We start from the raw sequence: 15681 nt of genomic DNA, 5'->3' as shown, positions 1-15681 counted from the left end.
ACAGAATGGTTTTTTTAACGAAACGAAGCGAGAGAAAGAGTCATGACTGACGTGACAAACGAACAGGCACGTACCGTCCGCGACATGATTGAGCCCGCCATTATGAAGGCAGGCGGCTGGGTCAACACCCATGCGCATGCGGACCGTGCATTTACCCTGTCGCCTGAAATTCTGGAAATGCGCCGTACTTGCACGCTGCAGCAGAAGTGGGATGCACTTGATCGTCTGAAGGCTGAATCCACGGAAGAAGATTTCTACCGTCGTTTCAGCCTTTTCTTTGAATTGATGATCAAGCAGGGCTGCAAGGCCTGCGCGACCTTTGTGGACATTGATCCGCTCACGCAGGACCGAGCCATTAAGGCCGGTTGGAGAGCGCGCGAGCACTACAAGGATCAGATCACGGTGAAGTTTGCCAATCAGACTCTGAAAGGCGTGATTGATCCTCAGGCCCGTCACTGGTTTGATATCGGCTCTGAGATGGTCGACATCATCGGGGGGTTGCCTAAGCGCGACGAACGCGACTTCGGGCGTGCCGCCGAAGCTTTTGACATTTTGCTCGGGACCGCCAAAGCGCAGGGCAAGATGGTGCACGCGCACGTGGACCAGTTCAATCTCTCAAGCGAATACGAGACCGAGATGCTTGCTCACAAGACGATTGAGCACGGCATGCAGGGGCAGGTTGTTGCGATTCACGGTATTTCAATCGGCGCACACTCCAAGATGTACCGTCAGCGGCTCTACAGCCTCTTAAAGGAAGCCAAGGTCATGATGGTCTGCTGCCCCACGGCCTGGATTGATACGGCGCGCACCGAGTCGATCGGCCCGATGCACAATTCGATGACGCCGGTGGATGAGCTTGTTCCGGCAGGCGTCACGGTGGCCTTGGGGACTGATAACGTCTGTGATGCCATGGTGCCCTGGAGCGCAGGGGACATGTGGCACGAACTGCAGCTTCTTGCCACCGGCTGCCGCTTTGATGACTTTGATGCCCTGGTGAAAATTGCTACCGAAAACGGCCGCAAGGCTCTCGGTCTGGATAAGGGAGAGTAACGATGGCGCACAAATTTAAGCCGAGCTACACAAGCAGCATCGCGGAAGACATCATGGCCGAGCGCCTCATCCGCGCCAAGGCCGTGGAATTTCTCACCGAAGAGCCGATGCGTCTGAAGTCCGGTCTCATTTCGCCGGTCTACGTCGATAACCGCAAGCTTTTCTACTATCCGGAAGCCTGGAGCGACGTCATCGAAACGATGGCAAGCCGTGTGGAGGAGTTTGATCTCTCCTTTGATATTGTCGCGGGCGTTGAGGCCGCGGGTTCGATGCACGCGGCGGCGCTCGCCTACCGCCTGCGGCTGCCCGCCATCATGGTGCGCCGCGAAGCCAAGACCTACGGCAACCGCTCGCGTATTGAAGGCGGGTGCGTGAAGGGTAAGAACGTGCTGCTCCTTGAAGACCACATCTCGACGGGTCTTTCCTGCCTTGACGCAATCAGAGGGCTGCGTGACGAGGGTGCCACTGTCACCCAGGTGATGTCGATTACGAATTTCGGGATCCCTGAGACCGTGAAGCTTTTTGCCGAAGACGGGCTTACCACCTTTGAAGTGATTGCCTTTAATAAGGTCGTGAACAAAGCCCGCGAGATGGGCAGCATCACGCCCGAAGAAGAAAAGCTCGTGCTTGAGTGGCTCAAGACCCCGTGGACCTGGGCAGCGATGCACGGTAAGGTCGCCTCGGCCCGCGAAAACTGATTTTCGCGGGTTGTACGCGGCGCAAGCGGTCGGAGACGGTCTGTTTCCGGCCGTTTTCTTTTTTTGCGTGTGACAGAGTGCAACGCTTAAGCGCCGCCCGTGCGGTGCTTCGCTAGACTCGCGGATACCAAAAAAATTTTCCGGAATTAAACATGTCTCTTTTGGATGATATCCGCGCGACTGCAGCCGAACTCACAGCCTGGCGCCGTGACTTTCATGCGCACCCTGAAATCGGGCGCGAGGAAAAGAGGACCTCTGCGGTTGTGGCCGAGAAACTTAAAAGCTTCGGGCTTGACGTGCACGAAGGCGTCGGCGGCTACGGGGTTGTGGCGGTTTTAAAGGGCACGAAGGGAGAAGGGCGCGCGATCGGCCTGAGAGCCGACATGGATGCGCTGCCGCTTACCGAAGAAACGGGCTGCGCCTACGCCTCTCAAAATAAAGGAACAATGCACGCCTGCGGGCACGACGGGCATATGACGATGCTTCTGGGCGCGGCGAAGTGGCTCTCGCAGCACCGTGATTTTGCCGGGACCGTGAACTTTATTTTTCAGCCCGCTGAAGAAGGCCGCGGGGGCGCGGAAGCAATGCTCGCGGACCGCCTCTTTGAGCGCTTCCCGTGCGATGAGATCTACGGCATGCACAATCAGCCCCGGGCAGCCTCGGGGACCTTTGTGGTGCTCCCGGGCGTCGCCATGTCGGGCGCCGACTTCTTTGAAATCACGATTACCGGGAAAGGCGCCCACGGCTCAGCACCCGATAAATCGGTTGATCCCGTCTACGCCGGGAGCCTTCTTGTGCAGGCGCTGCAGCAGATTGTGTCGCGAAACGCCGATCCCGCGGAAACGACGGTTGTCAGCGTCACGAAGTTTCAGAGCGGCTTTGCCTGCAACGTCATTCCGGAAAAAGCGGTACTGGGCGGTTGCACGCGCTTTTTTGATGCCCAAACAGGTAAGAAAATCTGGTCGCGGATTGAGGCCGTCTGCGCGGGTATTGCTGCCACGACGGGGGCAGACATTGCCGTGAAGGTTGTGGCGCGGGCGCCGGTTTTAACGAGCACTCCGGAAGCGGTTGCCGCGATGCGCGAAGCGGCCCGCCGCGTGGTCGGAAGCGAGCACGTTGTGACCGAAGGGCGCCCGGAGATGGCAAGCGAAGACTTTGCCTTCCTGCGTCAGAAGGTTGCGGGCGGTTTTGCCTTTATCGGTAACCGGAATCCGGGGAGCGACCACGTGCTGCACAGCCCGCGCTTTAACTTTGACGACACGGTGCTGCCCCTTGGGGCCGCGTATTGGGCGGAACTCGCGCTGTTGCGCCTTGGTGCTTAACAAATCTAAAGCGGCTTAAAAGAAAAAAGAGGAGAAAGGCCGATGGCAACGATCATTTATCCGTCCCCCGTTTTTGGGCCGGTGAAAAGCCGCCGACTCGGGCGGTCGCTCGGCATTAATCTGCTTCCCGAGGACGGTAAGGTCTGTAACTTTGACTGCATTTATTGTGAGTGCGGCTTTAACGCCGATACGCTTCCGAAAAAAAAGCTCCCCGCGCGTGAGTTCGTGAAGTCAGAACTTAACCGCCGCCTCAAAGCGATGAAAGAGGCCGGTGAAACGCTTGATGCGCTCACCTTTGCCGGTAACGGCGAACCCACCTCACACCCGCACTTTGCCGAGATTGCTGAGGACGTCAAGGCACTGCGTGACACATGGTTTCCCGAGGCTAAAGTCTGTCTTCTCACAAACGCCACGCACCTTACGAACGACCGCGTTTTTGAAGCGGTGATGAAACTCGATAAGGCGTGCCTGAAACTTGATACTGTCGATCCTGACTACATCAATTTGGTGGACAGGCCGCAGTGCCGCTATGACGTCAACGTCCTTATTGACCGCATGAAGGCCTGCGGCGGAAAGTGCGTGATTCAGTCAATGTTTTTAAAAGGCGCCTGGCAGGGCGTGGACGTGGACAACACGACCGACAAGTACGTGCTCCCCTGGGTGGATGCGGTGGCCGCGATTAAACCGGCGGGCGTTGATGTCTACACGATTTCGCGCGATACACCGGATAAGGCCCTTCAGAAGGCAACCGACGAAGAACTCATGCGCATCGTGAACCTTTTAAGGGCAAGGGGCATTGACGCGCACGCGTTTGACTGACTGCAGTCATAGGCAAATTAACGGGTATGACCGGGATGGCCATTTTCGTAACATCGCGGAAATGGTCTCTCCGGGAAGCGGTTCTCAATTCGATGCCCAGGTTGCCGATACCTTATCTGAGAATATAAAAAAAGGCGGCTGAAATCGAAGGATCTCAGCCGTCTTGCCGTTTTTTAAGCGCGTTACTTCTGCGGCAGGGTTGCGGCGTCCAGGCGCTTCTGCAGCACCGAGGAAATCGTGTAGTGGTTCACAATCTCACGGGCCATCAGAAGGATGGAGAGATAGAGCTCGCAGCCGCGGATTGAAATCTTTTCCCGCGGAATGCTCTGCAGGAGCTTTTGCTGCAGTCCGTCAATTTCGTCAAGTAGCGCGGGGCCCTCTTTCGCAAAGGCCATCACATCCGCGCGCCCGGAACTTGCCTGGGTAAGCGCTGTGAGCTTTGCGACAAACGCCTCAAGATCCGTGCGGGGGCTGCCCGTGAAGCCGCGGTGGCGGTTCGCAACATGGTCGTAGGACTGCTTGGCAAGGCTTTGCAGGCTCCGGCCCACTTCGCGCATGTTGGTGAAGGACCGGTAGTAGCAGTAACGGGCGTCAAAGTCGGCCTTGGAGGATTTCGCGGCGGTGTTGCTCATCCGGTAGTAAAGGCTTCTTGCGCGGCTTAAGTTGTCAAAGAGTTCGGCCGCAAGCGTCCTGTTGCGCTTCAGATCCTTTTCTTTTTCGTTTAAGCAGTCTTCCACGATCCGGGCAAAAAGTGCCGTTGCCGCGGTGAGGTTTTCGCCGGTCTTCGTGTCAAGCAACGCCCGCACGGCCGCACTGTCGTAAGCCTTCGGATGGTCGTTTCTGAGTTCTTCCCCGTCCTTGGCCTTGAGGTTGGAGCGCACAAGAAGCACAATTGCAATCACGGCAAGGATGACGGCTGCGACCTCGCCGCCCGCAAAGACGATGCAGGCAACAAAGGCCGCAAGCATCGAAGCAGAAAGCGCGGTCAGAAACCATCCGCTGATGACGGTGAGAACGCCCGAAATACGGTAAACGGCAGACTCACGGTCCCAGGCGCCGTCCGCGAAACTTGAACCCATCGCGACCATGAAGGTGACGTAAGTGGTGGAAAGCGGAAGCTTGAGGCTTGTAGCGGAGGCAATAAGGGCGGCGCTCACCACAAGGTTTACGCTTGCTCGCACGTAGTCAAAGGGTAGCGGCGCTTCGCCCTTTGCAAGAGCCTTGGGTTCAAAGCGGGAATTGAGGCCCCGCTGCAGCGGTACTGGAATGATCTGATGCAGAACCTTGCCGCAGCCCATGGCGGCCCGCACGATGACGCGCCCGGGCAACGACGACCCAAACTGCTCCTGCTCACCGGAATTGGAGGAGGATAGGTTAATTGAGGTCTGAATCACGCGGTAGGCCTTGCGCGAGAACCAGAGCGTCAAAACCATCATAAGGCCCGCAAGCAGCAAAAGATACGTCGGGGTCTGCGTGGGCTTGGAGAGCCCATCCATCATGAAGATTTCCGCAGCAACCCCCGAGGCACTCCAGGTCTGATAGCTGTCAAGCGCCGCAAGCGGCACGCCCACGAAGTTCACGAGGTCGTTGCCGGCAAAGGCAAACGCGAGTGAAAAGGTCCCCGAGAGAATCACGATCTTGAAGATGTTGATTCTGAGGAACGTGATGAGAATCTGGAAAAGCACCGTGAGGCCCACAAAAAGCGACACGACGATCACGGGCGTGTTTTCCTGAATGAAGCGGATCCATTCGGGACGCATGAAGCTTGAACCCTTGGCGCCCTTCATTACGAGAAAGTAAACGATGGCGGTGATGGCAAAGCCCGCGAAAACCGCGCCGTAGCGCTTATAGGCGTTTTCAAAGTGAAAGGTAAAGACGAGTCGCACGAGGTACTGCACCACCGCGCCCGTGACAAACGCGACCACGACGGAAATGAGAATCCCGGAGATGATTGTGAGCGCTTTGGAACTGTTGATGTAGGCGGCGACTTCGGTGAGGGACGCCCCTTCGGAAATGAGCTTCATGCAGGCAGCGGCGAGGGCGCTTCCCAAAAGCTCAAAGACGATCGACACCGTGGTGGAGGTCGGAAGCCCCAGGGAGTTAAACGTATCAAGCAAAATAACGTCAGCCACCATCACGGCAAAAAAGATCAACATGATTTCGGTGAAGCTGAACATCTGCGGATGAAAGACGCCGCTTCGGGCGATTTCCATCATGCCCGAAGAAAAGGTGGCGCCGAGCATGACGCCTGCGGCCGCGACCCACATCGTGGTGCGGAAAGAGGCAATGCGGCAGCCTAAGGCCGAATTCAGAAAATTGACGGCGTCGTTACTGACGCCCACAAAGAGGTCAAAAAGGGCTAAAGCACCCAGAAAGACCAGCAAAACAAGGTAGTACTCTTGCATTTTTGATTTGATTCCCGTTTGGTACGGGGCGCAGTCTGAGGCGCGACTGTGACAAAACGCCTGAGTTTTCATGACAAAACCGTGACAGTGCAACACAAAAACGGTTTCGCAGGCGGCTGAGGTCTTGTAAAATGGCGTCCGCATCGCCCGGAAGGAAACTTCGGGCTTTGGTTAACGTAAGGCCGCTTCGGTTCTCCGCACCGTCTGTGGCCGGGAGTCAAACAATATGTCGCATATTGCCGCGTACCCTCAGACGCATCGTTTCTGGGGACTTATCTCAGCTGTCCTATTTATCCTCACGATTCCGCTCGGCAACTGGGTGGTCATGAATGTGGGGCTTGTCTGTCTCAAGGACGGCCCCTGCCTGGTGCCGGTTCTGCCCGGTCTCATGGCGCCGTCGGCTGTTTTGCTCGCGGGCCTTGCGCTCGTTTTGCGTGACGCCGTGCATCACTGCCTCGGCACACGCTGGGCGTTTTACTGCATTTTGGCGGGCACTGCGCTTTCCGGCTTTTTAAGTGACGCAAGCCTCGTGATCGCTTCCTGCGCGGCCTTTCTTTTTTCTGAAACGGCTGACCTCATTGTCTACACGCCGATGCGCCGGCGTTTTCCGGCCTGGGCGATTGTCGCGTCGGGCTTTGCCGGAAGCGTTGTCGATTCGGTTCTCTTCCTCTCGCTTGCCTTCGGGTCTCTGGACTACGTTGCAGGGCAGGTGATCGGAAAATTCGAAATGAGCCTTTTGGCCGCGTTAATCATCGTGACAGTCAGAGGCTTACGACGCGCGCCTGTTCAAGCATAAAAAGCCCTGATTAAGGGAAAAGCGGCAAAATGGCGGCAGATAACAGACGGCAACCGGCATAAACCGGCGGGTTTGCCGCTTTCGTCCTGCGCACTGACAAATACAACAACGCGTGAACTGCTTTTCTCTTACCTGCCCGCTGGGCAGCCAAGGTCAAAACATGCCTGAAGCAAATCCCAATGAGACGCTGGTGCTCTTGGTTAACACGGGCTCGCCCGCTGCGCCCACCAAAGAGGCGCTTAAAACCTATCTTGCGGAATTTTTGGGAGATCCCCGCGTCGTGGAAATGCCGCGGCTTTTGTGGCTTCCCATCCTGCACGGCATTATTCTGAGAAAACGCCCTGAAGCCTCGGCCGCGCGCTACAAAACCGTGTGGACGGAAAAGGGGGCGCCTTTGGTGGCGGTCACCGCTGAGACAGCAGAGGCCTTGGAAAAAGCGTTGGGTGAGGGCTGGAAAGTGCGCTGGGCGATGCGCTACGGCACTCACCGGGTGGTCGATGAGCTTCCGAAGTTTTTGGATGAAATCCGGCCCGAGCGTCTGGTTGTTCTTCCCTTGTTCGCGCAGTTTGCAACGCAGACGACGACCGCGGTTTATGACGCTGTGGAAGCCGTGCGCAAAAAGCACCCTTGGCGCGGCAAGACCGTGAGCATTCAGCACTATCACACCAATCCCGCCTACATCCGTGCTGTCGCCGACGACGTGCGGCGCCACTGGGCTGCCGTCGGGCCCCTGGGTGAAAAAGGAAAGCTTCTCATGAGCTTTCACGGCATTCCTCAGGCAAGTTCCGACCGCGGGGACCCGTATGAAGCGCAGTGCAGGGAAACGGCACGGCTCATTGCCGAAGAACTCGGCTTACCGGCAGATGCGTGGACGCTCTCTTTTCAGTCAAAGTTCGGGCGCGCAAAGTGGCTTGAGCCCGCGAGCATTGATACCGCAAAGCGCCTGGCCTCTGAAGGGGTTGAGCGCCTTGACGTCGTCTGCCCTGGCTTTGCCGCGGACTGCCTGGAGACCATTGAAGAGATCGGGGACGAATTAAAGGGAATCTTTCTGGCTGCGGGCGGAAAGACCTTCCACTACATCCCCGCGATGAACGCGCAGCCCGAAGCGGTTGCCGCCTACGCCGCCATCGTGAAAAGCGCCGTTGCCGGGGCTTGAAAAACCGGCAGAAAGCCTCCATATTGCCTGATACAGGTAATGAATTTTTCGGAGTCCACTTAAAAAATGGCCGACATGAACGAAAAACCGACGCAGCAGTCGGAAACCCAAGCCGCGGAAGAATTAAAGAAAGCGGCTGAAGCCAGTGACGCCGCGGGCGGCTGCGGCTGCGGGTGCGGTTGCACCTGCGGTGAAAAGCCGCAGGCTGAAGCCGCTGAAGTCAAAGCTGAGGTTGACGAACTCACCAAGGCCACAAAGGCCCTTGAGGAAGCCAACGCCAAGGCCGCAGAGCACTACGACCTTTACGTGCGCGCCGTCGCAGAAATGGACAACACGCGCCGCCGCTGCGCTGAAGACGTGCAGAAGGCTCAGAAGTTCGGGATTGAAAAGTTTGCAAAGAACCTTCTCCCGGTTGTCGACAGCCTTGAAAAGGCGATTGAAGTGTCCGCTAAAGACGCGGGCGCTCTGCGTGACGGCATTTTGGCCACCCACCGGCAGCTTGTGCACGCTCTGGAAATGAGCGGTATGCGCGCAATCGACCCCAAGGGCGAGAAGTTTGATCCCAACACGCAGCAGGCGATTGCCATGGTTCCCGCAACCGAAGGTAAAACCGCCGGGTGCGTGGCGGAAGTCTTTCAGCGCGGCTGGATGATTCACGACCGCGTGCTGCGTCCCGCGATGGTAAGCGTCGTTCAGGGCTAAGCGTCAATCTTAGGTTTGACGGCAGAAGGCATCTTTCTCAAAGGGAGGGTGCCTTTTTTGTTGCCCGGCGTTCGTGTCGGGCCCTGCGGCGGCGGGGCCGGGTGTTACTTTTTCGAGCCATTGCAACAAAACGTTTTTCCGCCTGTTGAAAAAAATCACCCCGTCCCCATATAGGGCTTATCAGCCGATGGGGCTTGTCCCCGAAGGCACAACAAGTTTTAAACAGCACGCTGTGCCGGTTGCCGTCAGTGAAGGTAAAAAACGGTAGCTGCGGTGCCTGAGGTTCGTACTCAGCCGTGGGCATCAGGCACGCACAGGGTGCAGACAAGAGGATGAGAAACAAGATGTCAAAGATTATCGGTATCGACCTTGGTACAACCAATTCGGCCGTTGCCATTATGGAAGGCGACAAGGTTCGCGTCATTGAGAACTCCGAAGGCGCCCGCACAACGCCCTCGATCGTTGCCTATCTTGAAAACGGTGAGATTCTGGTGGGTGCGCCTGCAAAGCGTCAGGCTGTGACGAACCCCAAGAACACGCTCTTTGCTGTGAAGCGCCTGATCGGCCGCCGCTACGATGATGCGGAAGTCCAAAAGGACATCAGCCGTGCGCCCTTTAAGATCGTGAAGGCTGATAACGGCGACGCCTGGGTGCAGGTTCTTGCTGACAAGAAGTTGGCTCCGCAGCAGGTTTCCGCTGAAGTTCTCCGTAAGATGAAGAAGACCGCTGAGGATTACCTCGGTGAGCCCGTGACGGAAGCCGTGATTACGGTGCCTGCGTACTTTAACGACAGCCAGCGTCAGGCAACTAAGGACGCCGGCCGTATCGCGGGTCTGGAAGTCAAACGCATCATCAACGAACCGACGGCAGCCGCTTTGGCCTTCGGTCTGGATAAGGCCGGCAATTCCGACCGCAAGATCGCGGTCTACGACTTGGGCGGCGGCACGTTTGATATTTCGGTGATTGATATCGCCAACGTCGACGGTGACAAGCAGTTTGAAGTGCTATCCACAAACGGCGATACGTTCCTCGGGGGCGAAGACTTCGACCAGCGCCTCGTCACGTACCTGATTGACGAATTCCGTAAGGACACGGGGTGCGACCTGAGTAAAGACATCCTCGCCCTGCAGCGCTTAAAGGACGCCGCGGAAAAGGCCAAGATTGAACTCTCGAGCCGTCAGGAAACGGAAGTGAACCTGCCCTACATCACGGCAGATGCTACCGGTCCGAAGCACATGAACATTACGGTGACGCGTGCGAAGTTTGAAAGCCTCGTCGAAGACCTCGTTCAGCGCACGATTGAACCGGTGAAGAAGGCTTTGGCTGACGCCAAGGCCGGCACCTCGGATATTTCCGACGTGATTCTTGTGGGTGGCATGAGCCGTATGCCCCGCGTGCAGGAAGTGGTACGCGAGTTCTTCGGTAAGGAACCCCGTAAGGACGTGAACCCCGATGAAGCAGTGGCTATCGGCGCTGCAATTCAGGGCTCGGTTTTGACCGGTGACCGTCACGACGTGCTGCTTCTTGATGTGACGCCTCTGACGCTTGGTATTGAAACGCTGGGCGGCGTGATGACCGCGATGATTAAGCGCAACACCACGATTCCGACCAAGCACTCGCAGGTGTTTTCGACCGCGGAAGACAATCAGCCTGCCGTGACCATTAAGGTCTACCAGGGTGAACACCAGATGGCGGCTTCGAACAAGCTTTTGGGTGAATTCAACCTCGAAGGGATTCCGCCTTCTCCGCGCGGACTGCCGCAGATTGAAGTGACCTTTGATATTGACGCCAACGGCATTTTGCACGTGAGCGCCAAGGATAAGGCGACCGGTAAGGAAAACACGATCACGATTAAGGCGAGCTCCGGTTTGTCCGAAGACGAGATCAAGCGCATGGTGGCTGACGCCGAAGCCAACAAGGCTGAAGACCAGCGCCGCTTTGAGCTCGCGCAGTCGCGTAACACCGCGGACGCCTCGGTTGCACAGGTTCAGAAGATGCTCAAAGACTTGGGTGACAAGGTCGAAAGCGCTGACCGCGCTGCCTGCGAAGAAGCGGTCAAAGACGTTGAAGCGCAGGTCAAGGGCGAAGACAAGGCCGCAATCGACAAGGCCGTGGAGCGCCTGATGGCTGCCGCGCAGAAAGGGGGCGAAAAGCTCAATAAGGCAGCGGCCGCGCAGGCTCAGCCTCAGGCCGGTCAGGCCGCGGGTGCCGCGGGCGGCGAAGCCCCGAAGGGCGGCAATGACGACGATGTCGTTGATGCCGACTTCAAGGAAGTCAAGCACTGATAAGCACGGTGCGCGGGGTACGCAAGTGCCCCGCTTCAGACGCGGGCGGTGAGCCCTGCGTGAAGGTCGGAAGACGCTCATCCAAGCCCTTCCGGCCTTTCGTTTGTTCTACAGCACACGAGGGATTGTGTTAAAAAATGGCTGATCAGGATTATTACGAGGTACTGGGCGTATCCCGCGACGCCTCCGATGAGGACATCAAAAAAGCTTATCGGCGACTGGCCATGAAGTATCACCCCGACCGCAATAACGGTGACAAGGCGGCCGAGGAAAAATTTAAGCAGGTGGGTGAGGCCTACGCGGTCCTCTCCGACCCCCAGAAGAAGGCCGCCTATGACCGCTTCGGCAAAGCCGGCGTCGACCCGAGCGCCGCAGGCGGAGCGGGCGGCTTCGGGGGCTTCGGCGGTTTCGGCCAGGGAGGCTTTAACGCCGGCGACTTCAGCGATATTTTCAGCGAGATTTTCGGTGGCGGTGCCGCAGGGCGCCAGGCCAGACGCGGACCTCGTGTCTACCGCGGGGCCGATCTGAGTTATTCCCTGGAAGTAACGCTTGAGCAGGCCGTGCACGGCATGAAAACGGATCTCAGGCTTCCTGTGTGGGAGACCTGTGACGAATGCGGCGGCACGGGCGCAAAGAAAGGCACCACGAAGAAACCCTGCCCGCACTGCCACGGTACCGGTACCGTCAACATGAGCAGCGGCTTTCTGCAGGTGCAGCAGACCTGCCCCTACTGTAACGGCACGGGTGAAATCATCACCGATCCCTGCCCGAAATGTAACGGCCAGGGGCGCGTCAAGAAAGTCACAACGCTTGAAGTCGAAATTCCTGCGGGTATTAACGACGGCCAGAGAATCCGCCTTGCCGGTAAGGGCGAACCGGGTGTAAACGGCGGCCCCGCCGGTGACCTCTACGTGCAGGTCATGATTAAGCCCCACGACATCTTCCAGCGTGAAGGCGACGATCTGCATGCCGACCTTCCGATCAGCTTTACGACGGCAGCGTTGGGCGGCGAAGTGTCCGTGCCCACAATGGACACGGAAACCCGCATCACGATTCCTGAGGGCACCCAGTCCGGGAAGATTCTGAGGCTGCGCGGCAAGGGCGTCCCCAACGTCCGCTCGCATGTGAAGGGCGACCTCTACGTGCACGTGTACGTGGAAACGCCTGTGAACCTCACCACGAAGCAGAAGAACCTCCTGAAGGAATTCGGTGCGTCGTTGTCTGAAGGGGGTGAGGACAAGCATTCCCCGAGAAGCACCGGCTTCATTGAAAAGATGAAGAAGTTCTTCGGCGGCTAATCTGCGCAAGCCTTCGAAGCGGGAAAAGCGGATCTGAGTTTTGGGCTCGGGTCCGCTTTTTTTGTGCGCTTTGTGTCCAGGCTAATAGTGCTCCCGTAGGGCGCGAAAGGAATCACCGTGGCACACTGTACACCCAAAATAAACGACACCGTAAAATTTACCGACCAGCAACAGGCCATTCTGAACGATGCCGTAGAGCAACTGATGGAAGCCGGCGGCTTAACGGCCTTAACGCAGGCTCATTTCAACGAGGCGATGAAGAGACGGCCCATAAATGGGCCAATACCCGAAAAGGCGCCTAGCGGGTTGCACACAGCCAAATTCTCTCGACCAAGCTGACCAATGGTATTCTGAAGAAGAATGGATGGTGTTGGCTCGGTATGCACCGAGTTAACGGTATGAGAAGGTAAAACTATGAAAACCGCCGTAAAACACTGCGTGAGCAGTGCCTACCAGATCGGTACGGGCGGTGGTGTGGAAGGACGGCGGGGCCTAGCCCCGCCTCCTATCCGATGGCCGCAAGGGACAGCTGCAGACAAAAAAGCCCGCCGGCGTTTTCCGTCGCGGGCTTAGGTGTAAATGCCTTCCGGTTAATCAAAGAAAAGCGGCAACGTCCACTGTAAAAGTGGCGGAGCGATAAAGGCCGTCAGCAGGCCGCAAAGGCCCATGGCAAGGCCGGAAAATGCACCCGTATCGCGGCTCATCTGAAAGGCGGTTGCCGTACCCACGCCGTGCGAGGCAAGGCCGATTGAGAAACCGCGCACCGCATCGTTATGTTCTCTGAGAAGCGCCATCGCGGGCTTACAGATTAAAGCGCCCGTTACACCGGTGATCACGACGAGTGCCGCGGTCAGAGCCGGAATACCGCCCAAGTGCTGACTCACACCCATGGCAATCGGCACCGTGACGCTTTTAGGCGCCAGACTGATGACGGTTTCTTTGCTCGCGCCGAGCGCCGAAGCAATCACAATACCCGAGACAATCGCGGTACCCGCGCCCACAATGAGCCCGCAGGTTAAGGGGAGCCACAGTTTTGCAAGCCTCAGACGCTGCTCGTAAAGGGGAACGGCAAGCGCTACGGTCGCGGGTCCCAGCAGAAAGTTGATGTGCTGACCGCCTTCAAGGTAGGTTTTGTAGTCGGTGCCGGAAACCAAAAGAAGAGTCACCACAATCACGATGGCGGTCAGCAGCGGCGTGCAGATCGGCTTATAACCGCTCTTTTTATAGCCCCACATGCCGATGGCATAGGCAATAAGCGTTGCAGCAAGCCAAAGTGACGGCTCAGCCTGCTCGCGCCTCCAGACTTCCTGGAGGATTTCCAGTAAAGAGGTAAGAAGTGAGTCCCACATGATGCGTTACCCCTGAATTTTCATCACTTTCATCACAATGCGGACCGTGATCGCCGTTGCGGCCATCGCCAGAAGCGTTGAGATGACAATGGAGGCGGCAATCGGCAGCCACTCGGCGGCAAGCCGGGCGCCGTGCTGCATGATGCCCACGCCTGCCGGCACAAAGAGCAGCGAAAAGTGCGCGAGAAGAACGTTAACCACCGGCAGCGTCTGTTGCAGAAGGTTGTCCTTGACCATCAGCGCAAAAAGAAAAAGCAGCATGCCCATCACGGGGCCGGGAATGGGCAGTCCCGTGACGGTCACGATGGCCGTGCCCGCAAGCTGAAAGAATAGAAGCAATGCAATGGTAAGAACCATGGCGTCAGTCCAAAAAGCCCGGCAGAACAATCGGCCGGGCAGTTACATCGGGGAAAGCGGGCAATTCTGACACTGAAACCCATAGCTTGGCTACGGGGTGGACGATAGCAGTCGTGCCTTTTATCAAAAAAGCGGGCAAAGACGAAAAAGAAAAAGTCCGCACAATGAACTGCAGCGGACCTTGGAATCGTGTTAATGAGCGTTACGCTTTCTTGGCAAAACCCTGCTCAACATCAAGATTTAAGCAGTGCCGGGCGTAATTTTTAAGGTCCTCGTAGTCGGTGTAGTCAACGACCGTGTTGGGATTGGTGGGGCCGTTCGTAATCTTCATGATGATCTGAATCATGAGGGTGTCAAACCAGTTCCAGTTGGGGTAGTCGACCTTGCCGGCAAAGCACTTGAGGTCACGGGGCTTCCACGGGGAGCGCTTCACGAATTTCTGCAGGTAGCGGTTGCCTTCAGGGCGGGCTTTGTTGGGGGAGCGTGCGACCACCGTCACATTAAAGAAACTGTTGGGCATCGACTCAAGCCGGTCGCGGTAGGCGGAGACAAACTCCCAGACCACGCGGTTATAGACACCGTAGACGATGGGGGAGCCCACGATCACGATGTCGTACTTATCCCAGTCAACGCCCTCGCGCACCGCTTCCATCATGCTTACGACGTCGCAGCGGCTGCCTTCGGCCTCAATGGTTTCGGCAATGCGGCGGGCAATGCGGGCGGTGTGGCCGGCATGGCTGTAATAGGCCAGAAGGACGTGTTTCATGGAAGTGGCTCCCGGGGATTCTGATTCTTTGCCGCGCCCGGCAGGTGCCGGCGCAGAGAATCCATTTTAGAGATTCAGCGGGCCTTTGGAGAAAATTTCGGGCGTAAAAATCCGGGCATTGCGGACAAAATGGGAGGGTGAACACGGTTTTTCCAGCAAAAAAGTTCGCGGTGGGTACTCGCGTGCGCACAAAAAACAGTCTAAAATCAAAAATTCAGCGCCTGCGCACAAATGCGGCGGGCGCCAAAAGCGCGGTCCGGCCCCTTTCGGGATCGGTGCGCACAAAAAGACAAACACAGTAAGCTGCAGAGCCGGACCGACAACAAAACGCCGCCTGCAGTGCTTTGGATTTATGGCAAAAGAAGACCTTATTGAAATGGCCGGCCAGGTTCTGGAAGTCCTGCCCGACGCCCGCTACCGTGTCAAGCTTGACAACGGTCATGAACTCATCGCGTACACCAACGGCAAGATGCGCAAGCACCACATCCGCATTTTGGCCGGCGACAAAGTGTCCCTGGAACTCTCGCCCTACGATCTCACAAAGGGCCGCATCACGTTCCGCCACATCGAGGGCCGTCCTCCGATGGGTGCGGGTGCCGCGCAGCCGCAGCAAAACCGCCGCCGTTAATCCGGCCCCGGACGCTCTGTAAAAAATGCCGCCTTAAGTCTTTGCTTCGG

14 protein-coding genes are annotated in these 15681 nt (G+C 57.3%); 10 read left to right on the top strand and 4 right to left on the bottom strand.

Going from position 1 to position 15681, the window contains the following annotated elements; all coding sequences use genetic code 11:
• Nucleotides 1-42 precede the first annotated feature (42 nt).
• From BQ7486_RS05155 to BQ7486_RS05140, 4 genes are all read left to right on the top strand, one after another.
• Nucleotides 43-1050, top strand: a complete 1008-nt coding sequence (locus tag BQ7486_RS05155; protein WP_022373545.1) for an amidohydrolase family protein — start codon at nucleotides 43-45, stop codon at nucleotides 1048-1050.
• 2 nt (nucleotides 1051-1052) lie between these two features.
• Complete coding sequence (locus BQ7486_RS05150) at nucleotides 1053-1748, top strand: orotate phosphoribosyltransferase (RefSeq protein ID WP_074009179.1); 696 nt, start codon at nucleotides 1053-1055, stop codon at nucleotides 1746-1748.
• A gap of 152 nt (nucleotides 1749-1900) precedes the next feature.
• On the top strand, nucleotides 1901-3070 hold the full coding sequence (locus tag BQ7486_RS05145) for an amidohydrolase (RefSeq protein WP_074009178.1): 1170 nt from the start codon (nucleotides 1901-1903) through the stop codon (nucleotides 3068-3070).
• A 42-nt stretch (nucleotides 3071-3112) separates the two neighbouring features.
• Nucleotides 3113-3889 carry a radical SAM protein gene (locus BQ7486_RS05140; RefSeq protein ID WP_074009177.1) on the top strand — a complete coding sequence of 259 codons (777 nt, stop codon included), beginning with the start codon at nucleotides 3113-3115 and terminating at the stop codon, nucleotides 3887-3889.
• Nucleotides 3890-4071: 182 nt separating this feature from the next.
• Here the strand turns inward: BQ7486_RS05140 and BQ7486_RS05135 are convergent, their stop codons facing one another.
• Nucleotides 4072-6294 carry an inorganic phosphate transporter gene (locus tag BQ7486_RS05135; RefSeq protein ID WP_074009272.1) on the bottom strand — a complete coding sequence of 741 codons (2223 nt, stop codon included), beginning with the start codon at nucleotides 6292-6294 and terminating at the stop codon, nucleotides 4072-4074.
• Nucleotides 6295-6520: 226 nt separating this feature from the next.
• Between BQ7486_RS05135 and BQ7486_RS05130 the strand changes: the two genes are divergently transcribed.
• The 5 genes from BQ7486_RS05130 to dnaJ all read left to right on the top strand — a co-directional run bounded on the left by BQ7486_RS05130 (nucleotide 6521) and on the right by dnaJ (nucleotide 12531).
• The gene (locus BQ7486_RS05130) at nucleotides 6521-7090 is read left to right on the top strand and encodes a VUT family protein (protein ID WP_022373551.1); all 570 of its coding nucleotides are present in this window, start codon (nucleotides 6521-6523) and stop codon (nucleotides 7088-7090) included.
• Nucleotides 7091-7250: 160 nt separating this feature from the next.
• Nucleotides 7251-8246, top strand: coding sequence for a ferrochelatase (hemH, locus tag BQ7486_RS05125; RefSeq protein ID WP_022373552.1), 996 nt, complete (start codon nucleotides 7251-7253; stop codon nucleotides 8244-8246).
• 66 nt (nucleotides 8247-8312) lie between these two features.
• Nucleotides 8313-8948 carry a nucleotide exchange factor GrpE gene (grpE, locus tag BQ7486_RS05120; protein WP_074009176.1) on the top strand — a complete coding sequence of 212 codons (636 nt, stop codon included), beginning with the start codon at nucleotides 8313-8315 and terminating at the stop codon, nucleotides 8946-8948.
• A 344-nt stretch (nucleotides 8949-9292) separates the two neighbouring features.
• The gene (gene dnaK, locus BQ7486_RS05115; protein ID WP_074009271.1) at nucleotides 9293-11233 is read left to right on the top strand and encodes a molecular chaperone DnaK; all 1941 of its coding nucleotides are present in this window, start codon (nucleotides 9293-9295) and stop codon (nucleotides 11231-11233) included.
• 137 nt (nucleotides 11234-11370) lie between these two features.
• Nucleotides 11371-12531, top strand: coding sequence for a molecular chaperone DnaJ (gene dnaJ / locus BQ7486_RS05110; protein ID WP_074009175.1), 1161 nt, complete (start codon nucleotides 11371-11373; stop codon nucleotides 12529-12531).
• A 590-nt stretch (nucleotides 12532-13121) separates the two neighbouring features.
• On the opposite strand, the gene BQ7486_RS05105 is transcribed toward dnaJ, so the two are convergent.
• From BQ7486_RS05105 to hemG, 3 genes are all read right to left on the bottom strand, one after another.
• Entirely contained in the window at nucleotides 13122-13880 is a 759-nt protein-coding gene (locus tag BQ7486_RS05105; protein ID WP_074009174.1) for an LrgB family protein, read from the bottom strand.
• Between the two features lie 6 nt (nucleotides 13881-13886).
• On the bottom strand, nucleotides 13887-14237 hold the full coding sequence (locus BQ7486_RS05100) for a CidA/LrgA family protein (protein ID WP_022373038.1): 351 nt from the start codon (nucleotides 14235-14237) through the stop codon (nucleotides 13887-13889).
• A gap of 202 nt (nucleotides 14238-14439) precedes the next feature.
• On the bottom strand, nucleotides 14440-15003 hold the full coding sequence (gene hemG, locus BQ7486_RS05095; RefSeq protein WP_022373039.1) for a menaquinone-dependent protoporphyrinogen IX dehydrogenase: 564 nt from the start codon (nucleotides 15001-15003) through the stop codon (nucleotides 14440-14442).
• A 352-nt stretch (nucleotides 15004-15355) separates the two neighbouring features.
• Here hemG and infA point away from each other — a divergent pair, with 352 nt between their 5' ends.
• Complete coding sequence (gene infA / locus BQ7486_RS05090) at nucleotides 15356-15631, top strand: translation initiation factor IF-1 (protein WP_022373040.1); 276 nt, start codon at nucleotides 15356-15358, stop codon at nucleotides 15629-15631.
• The last annotated feature ends 50 nt before the right edge of the window (nucleotides 15632-15681 follow it).

This window comes from Duodenibacillus massiliensis, assembly GCF_900128485.1.
GTDB lineage: Bacteria > Pseudomonadota > Gammaproteobacteria > Burkholderiales > Burkholderiaceae_F > Duodenibacillus > Duodenibacillus massiliensis.
This window is presented reverse-complemented; position numbering and strand designations above follow the sequence as displayed.

Bases quoted from the DNA above. Each gene is read 5' to 3' on its own strand.
- dnaK (WP_074009271.1), top strand. From the start codon at position 9,293: ATGTCAAAGATTATCGGTATCGACCTTGGTACAACCAATTCGGCCGTT.
- BQ7486_RS05105 (WP_074009174.1), bottom strand. From the start codon at position 13,880: ATGTGGGACTCACTTCTTACCTCTTTACTGGAAATCCTCCAGGAAGTC.
- grpE (WP_074009176.1), top strand. From the start codon at position 8,313: ATGGCCGACATGAACGAAAAACCGACGCAGCAGTCGGAAACCCAAGCC.
- infA (WP_022373040.1), top strand. From the start codon at position 15,356: ATGGCAAAAGAAGACCTTATTGAAATGGCCGGCCAGGTTCTGGAAGTC.
- BQ7486_RS05100 (WP_022373038.1), bottom strand. From the start codon at position 14,237: ATGGTTCTTACCATTGCATTGCTTCTATTCTTTCAGCTTGCGGGCACG.
- BQ7486_RS05140 (WP_074009177.1), top strand. From the start codon at position 3,113: ATGGCAACGATCATTTATCCGTCCCCCGTTTTTGGGCCGGTGAAAAGC.
- BQ7486_RS05130 (WP_022373551.1), top strand. From the start codon at position 6,521: ATGTCGCATATTGCCGCGTACCCTCAGACGCATCGTTTCTGGGGACTT.
- BQ7486_RS05155 (WP_022373545.1), top strand. From the start codon at position 43: ATGACTGACGTGACAAACGAACAGGCACGTACCGTCCGCGACATGATT.
- hemG (WP_022373039.1), bottom strand. From the start codon at position 15,003: ATGAAACACGTCCTTCTGGCCTATTACAGCCATGCCGGCCACACCGCC.
- dnaJ (WP_074009175.1), top strand. From the start codon at position 11,371: ATGGCTGATCAGGATTATTACGAGGTACTGGGCGTATCCCGCGACGCC.
- BQ7486_RS05150 (WP_074009179.1), top strand. From the start codon at position 1,053: ATGGCGCACAAATTTAAGCCGAGCTACACAAGCAGCATCGCGGAAGAC.
- BQ7486_RS05145 (WP_074009178.1), top strand. From the start codon at position 1,901: ATGTCTCTTTTGGATGATATCCGCGCGACTGCAGCCGAACTCACAGCC.
- hemH (WP_022373552.1), top strand. From the start codon at position 7,251: ATGCCTGAAGCAAATCCCAATGAGACGCTGGTGCTCTTGGTTAACACG.
- BQ7486_RS05135 (WP_074009272.1), bottom strand. From the start codon at position 6,294: ATGCAAGAGTACTACCTTGTTTTGCTGGTCTTTCTGGGTGCTTTAGCC.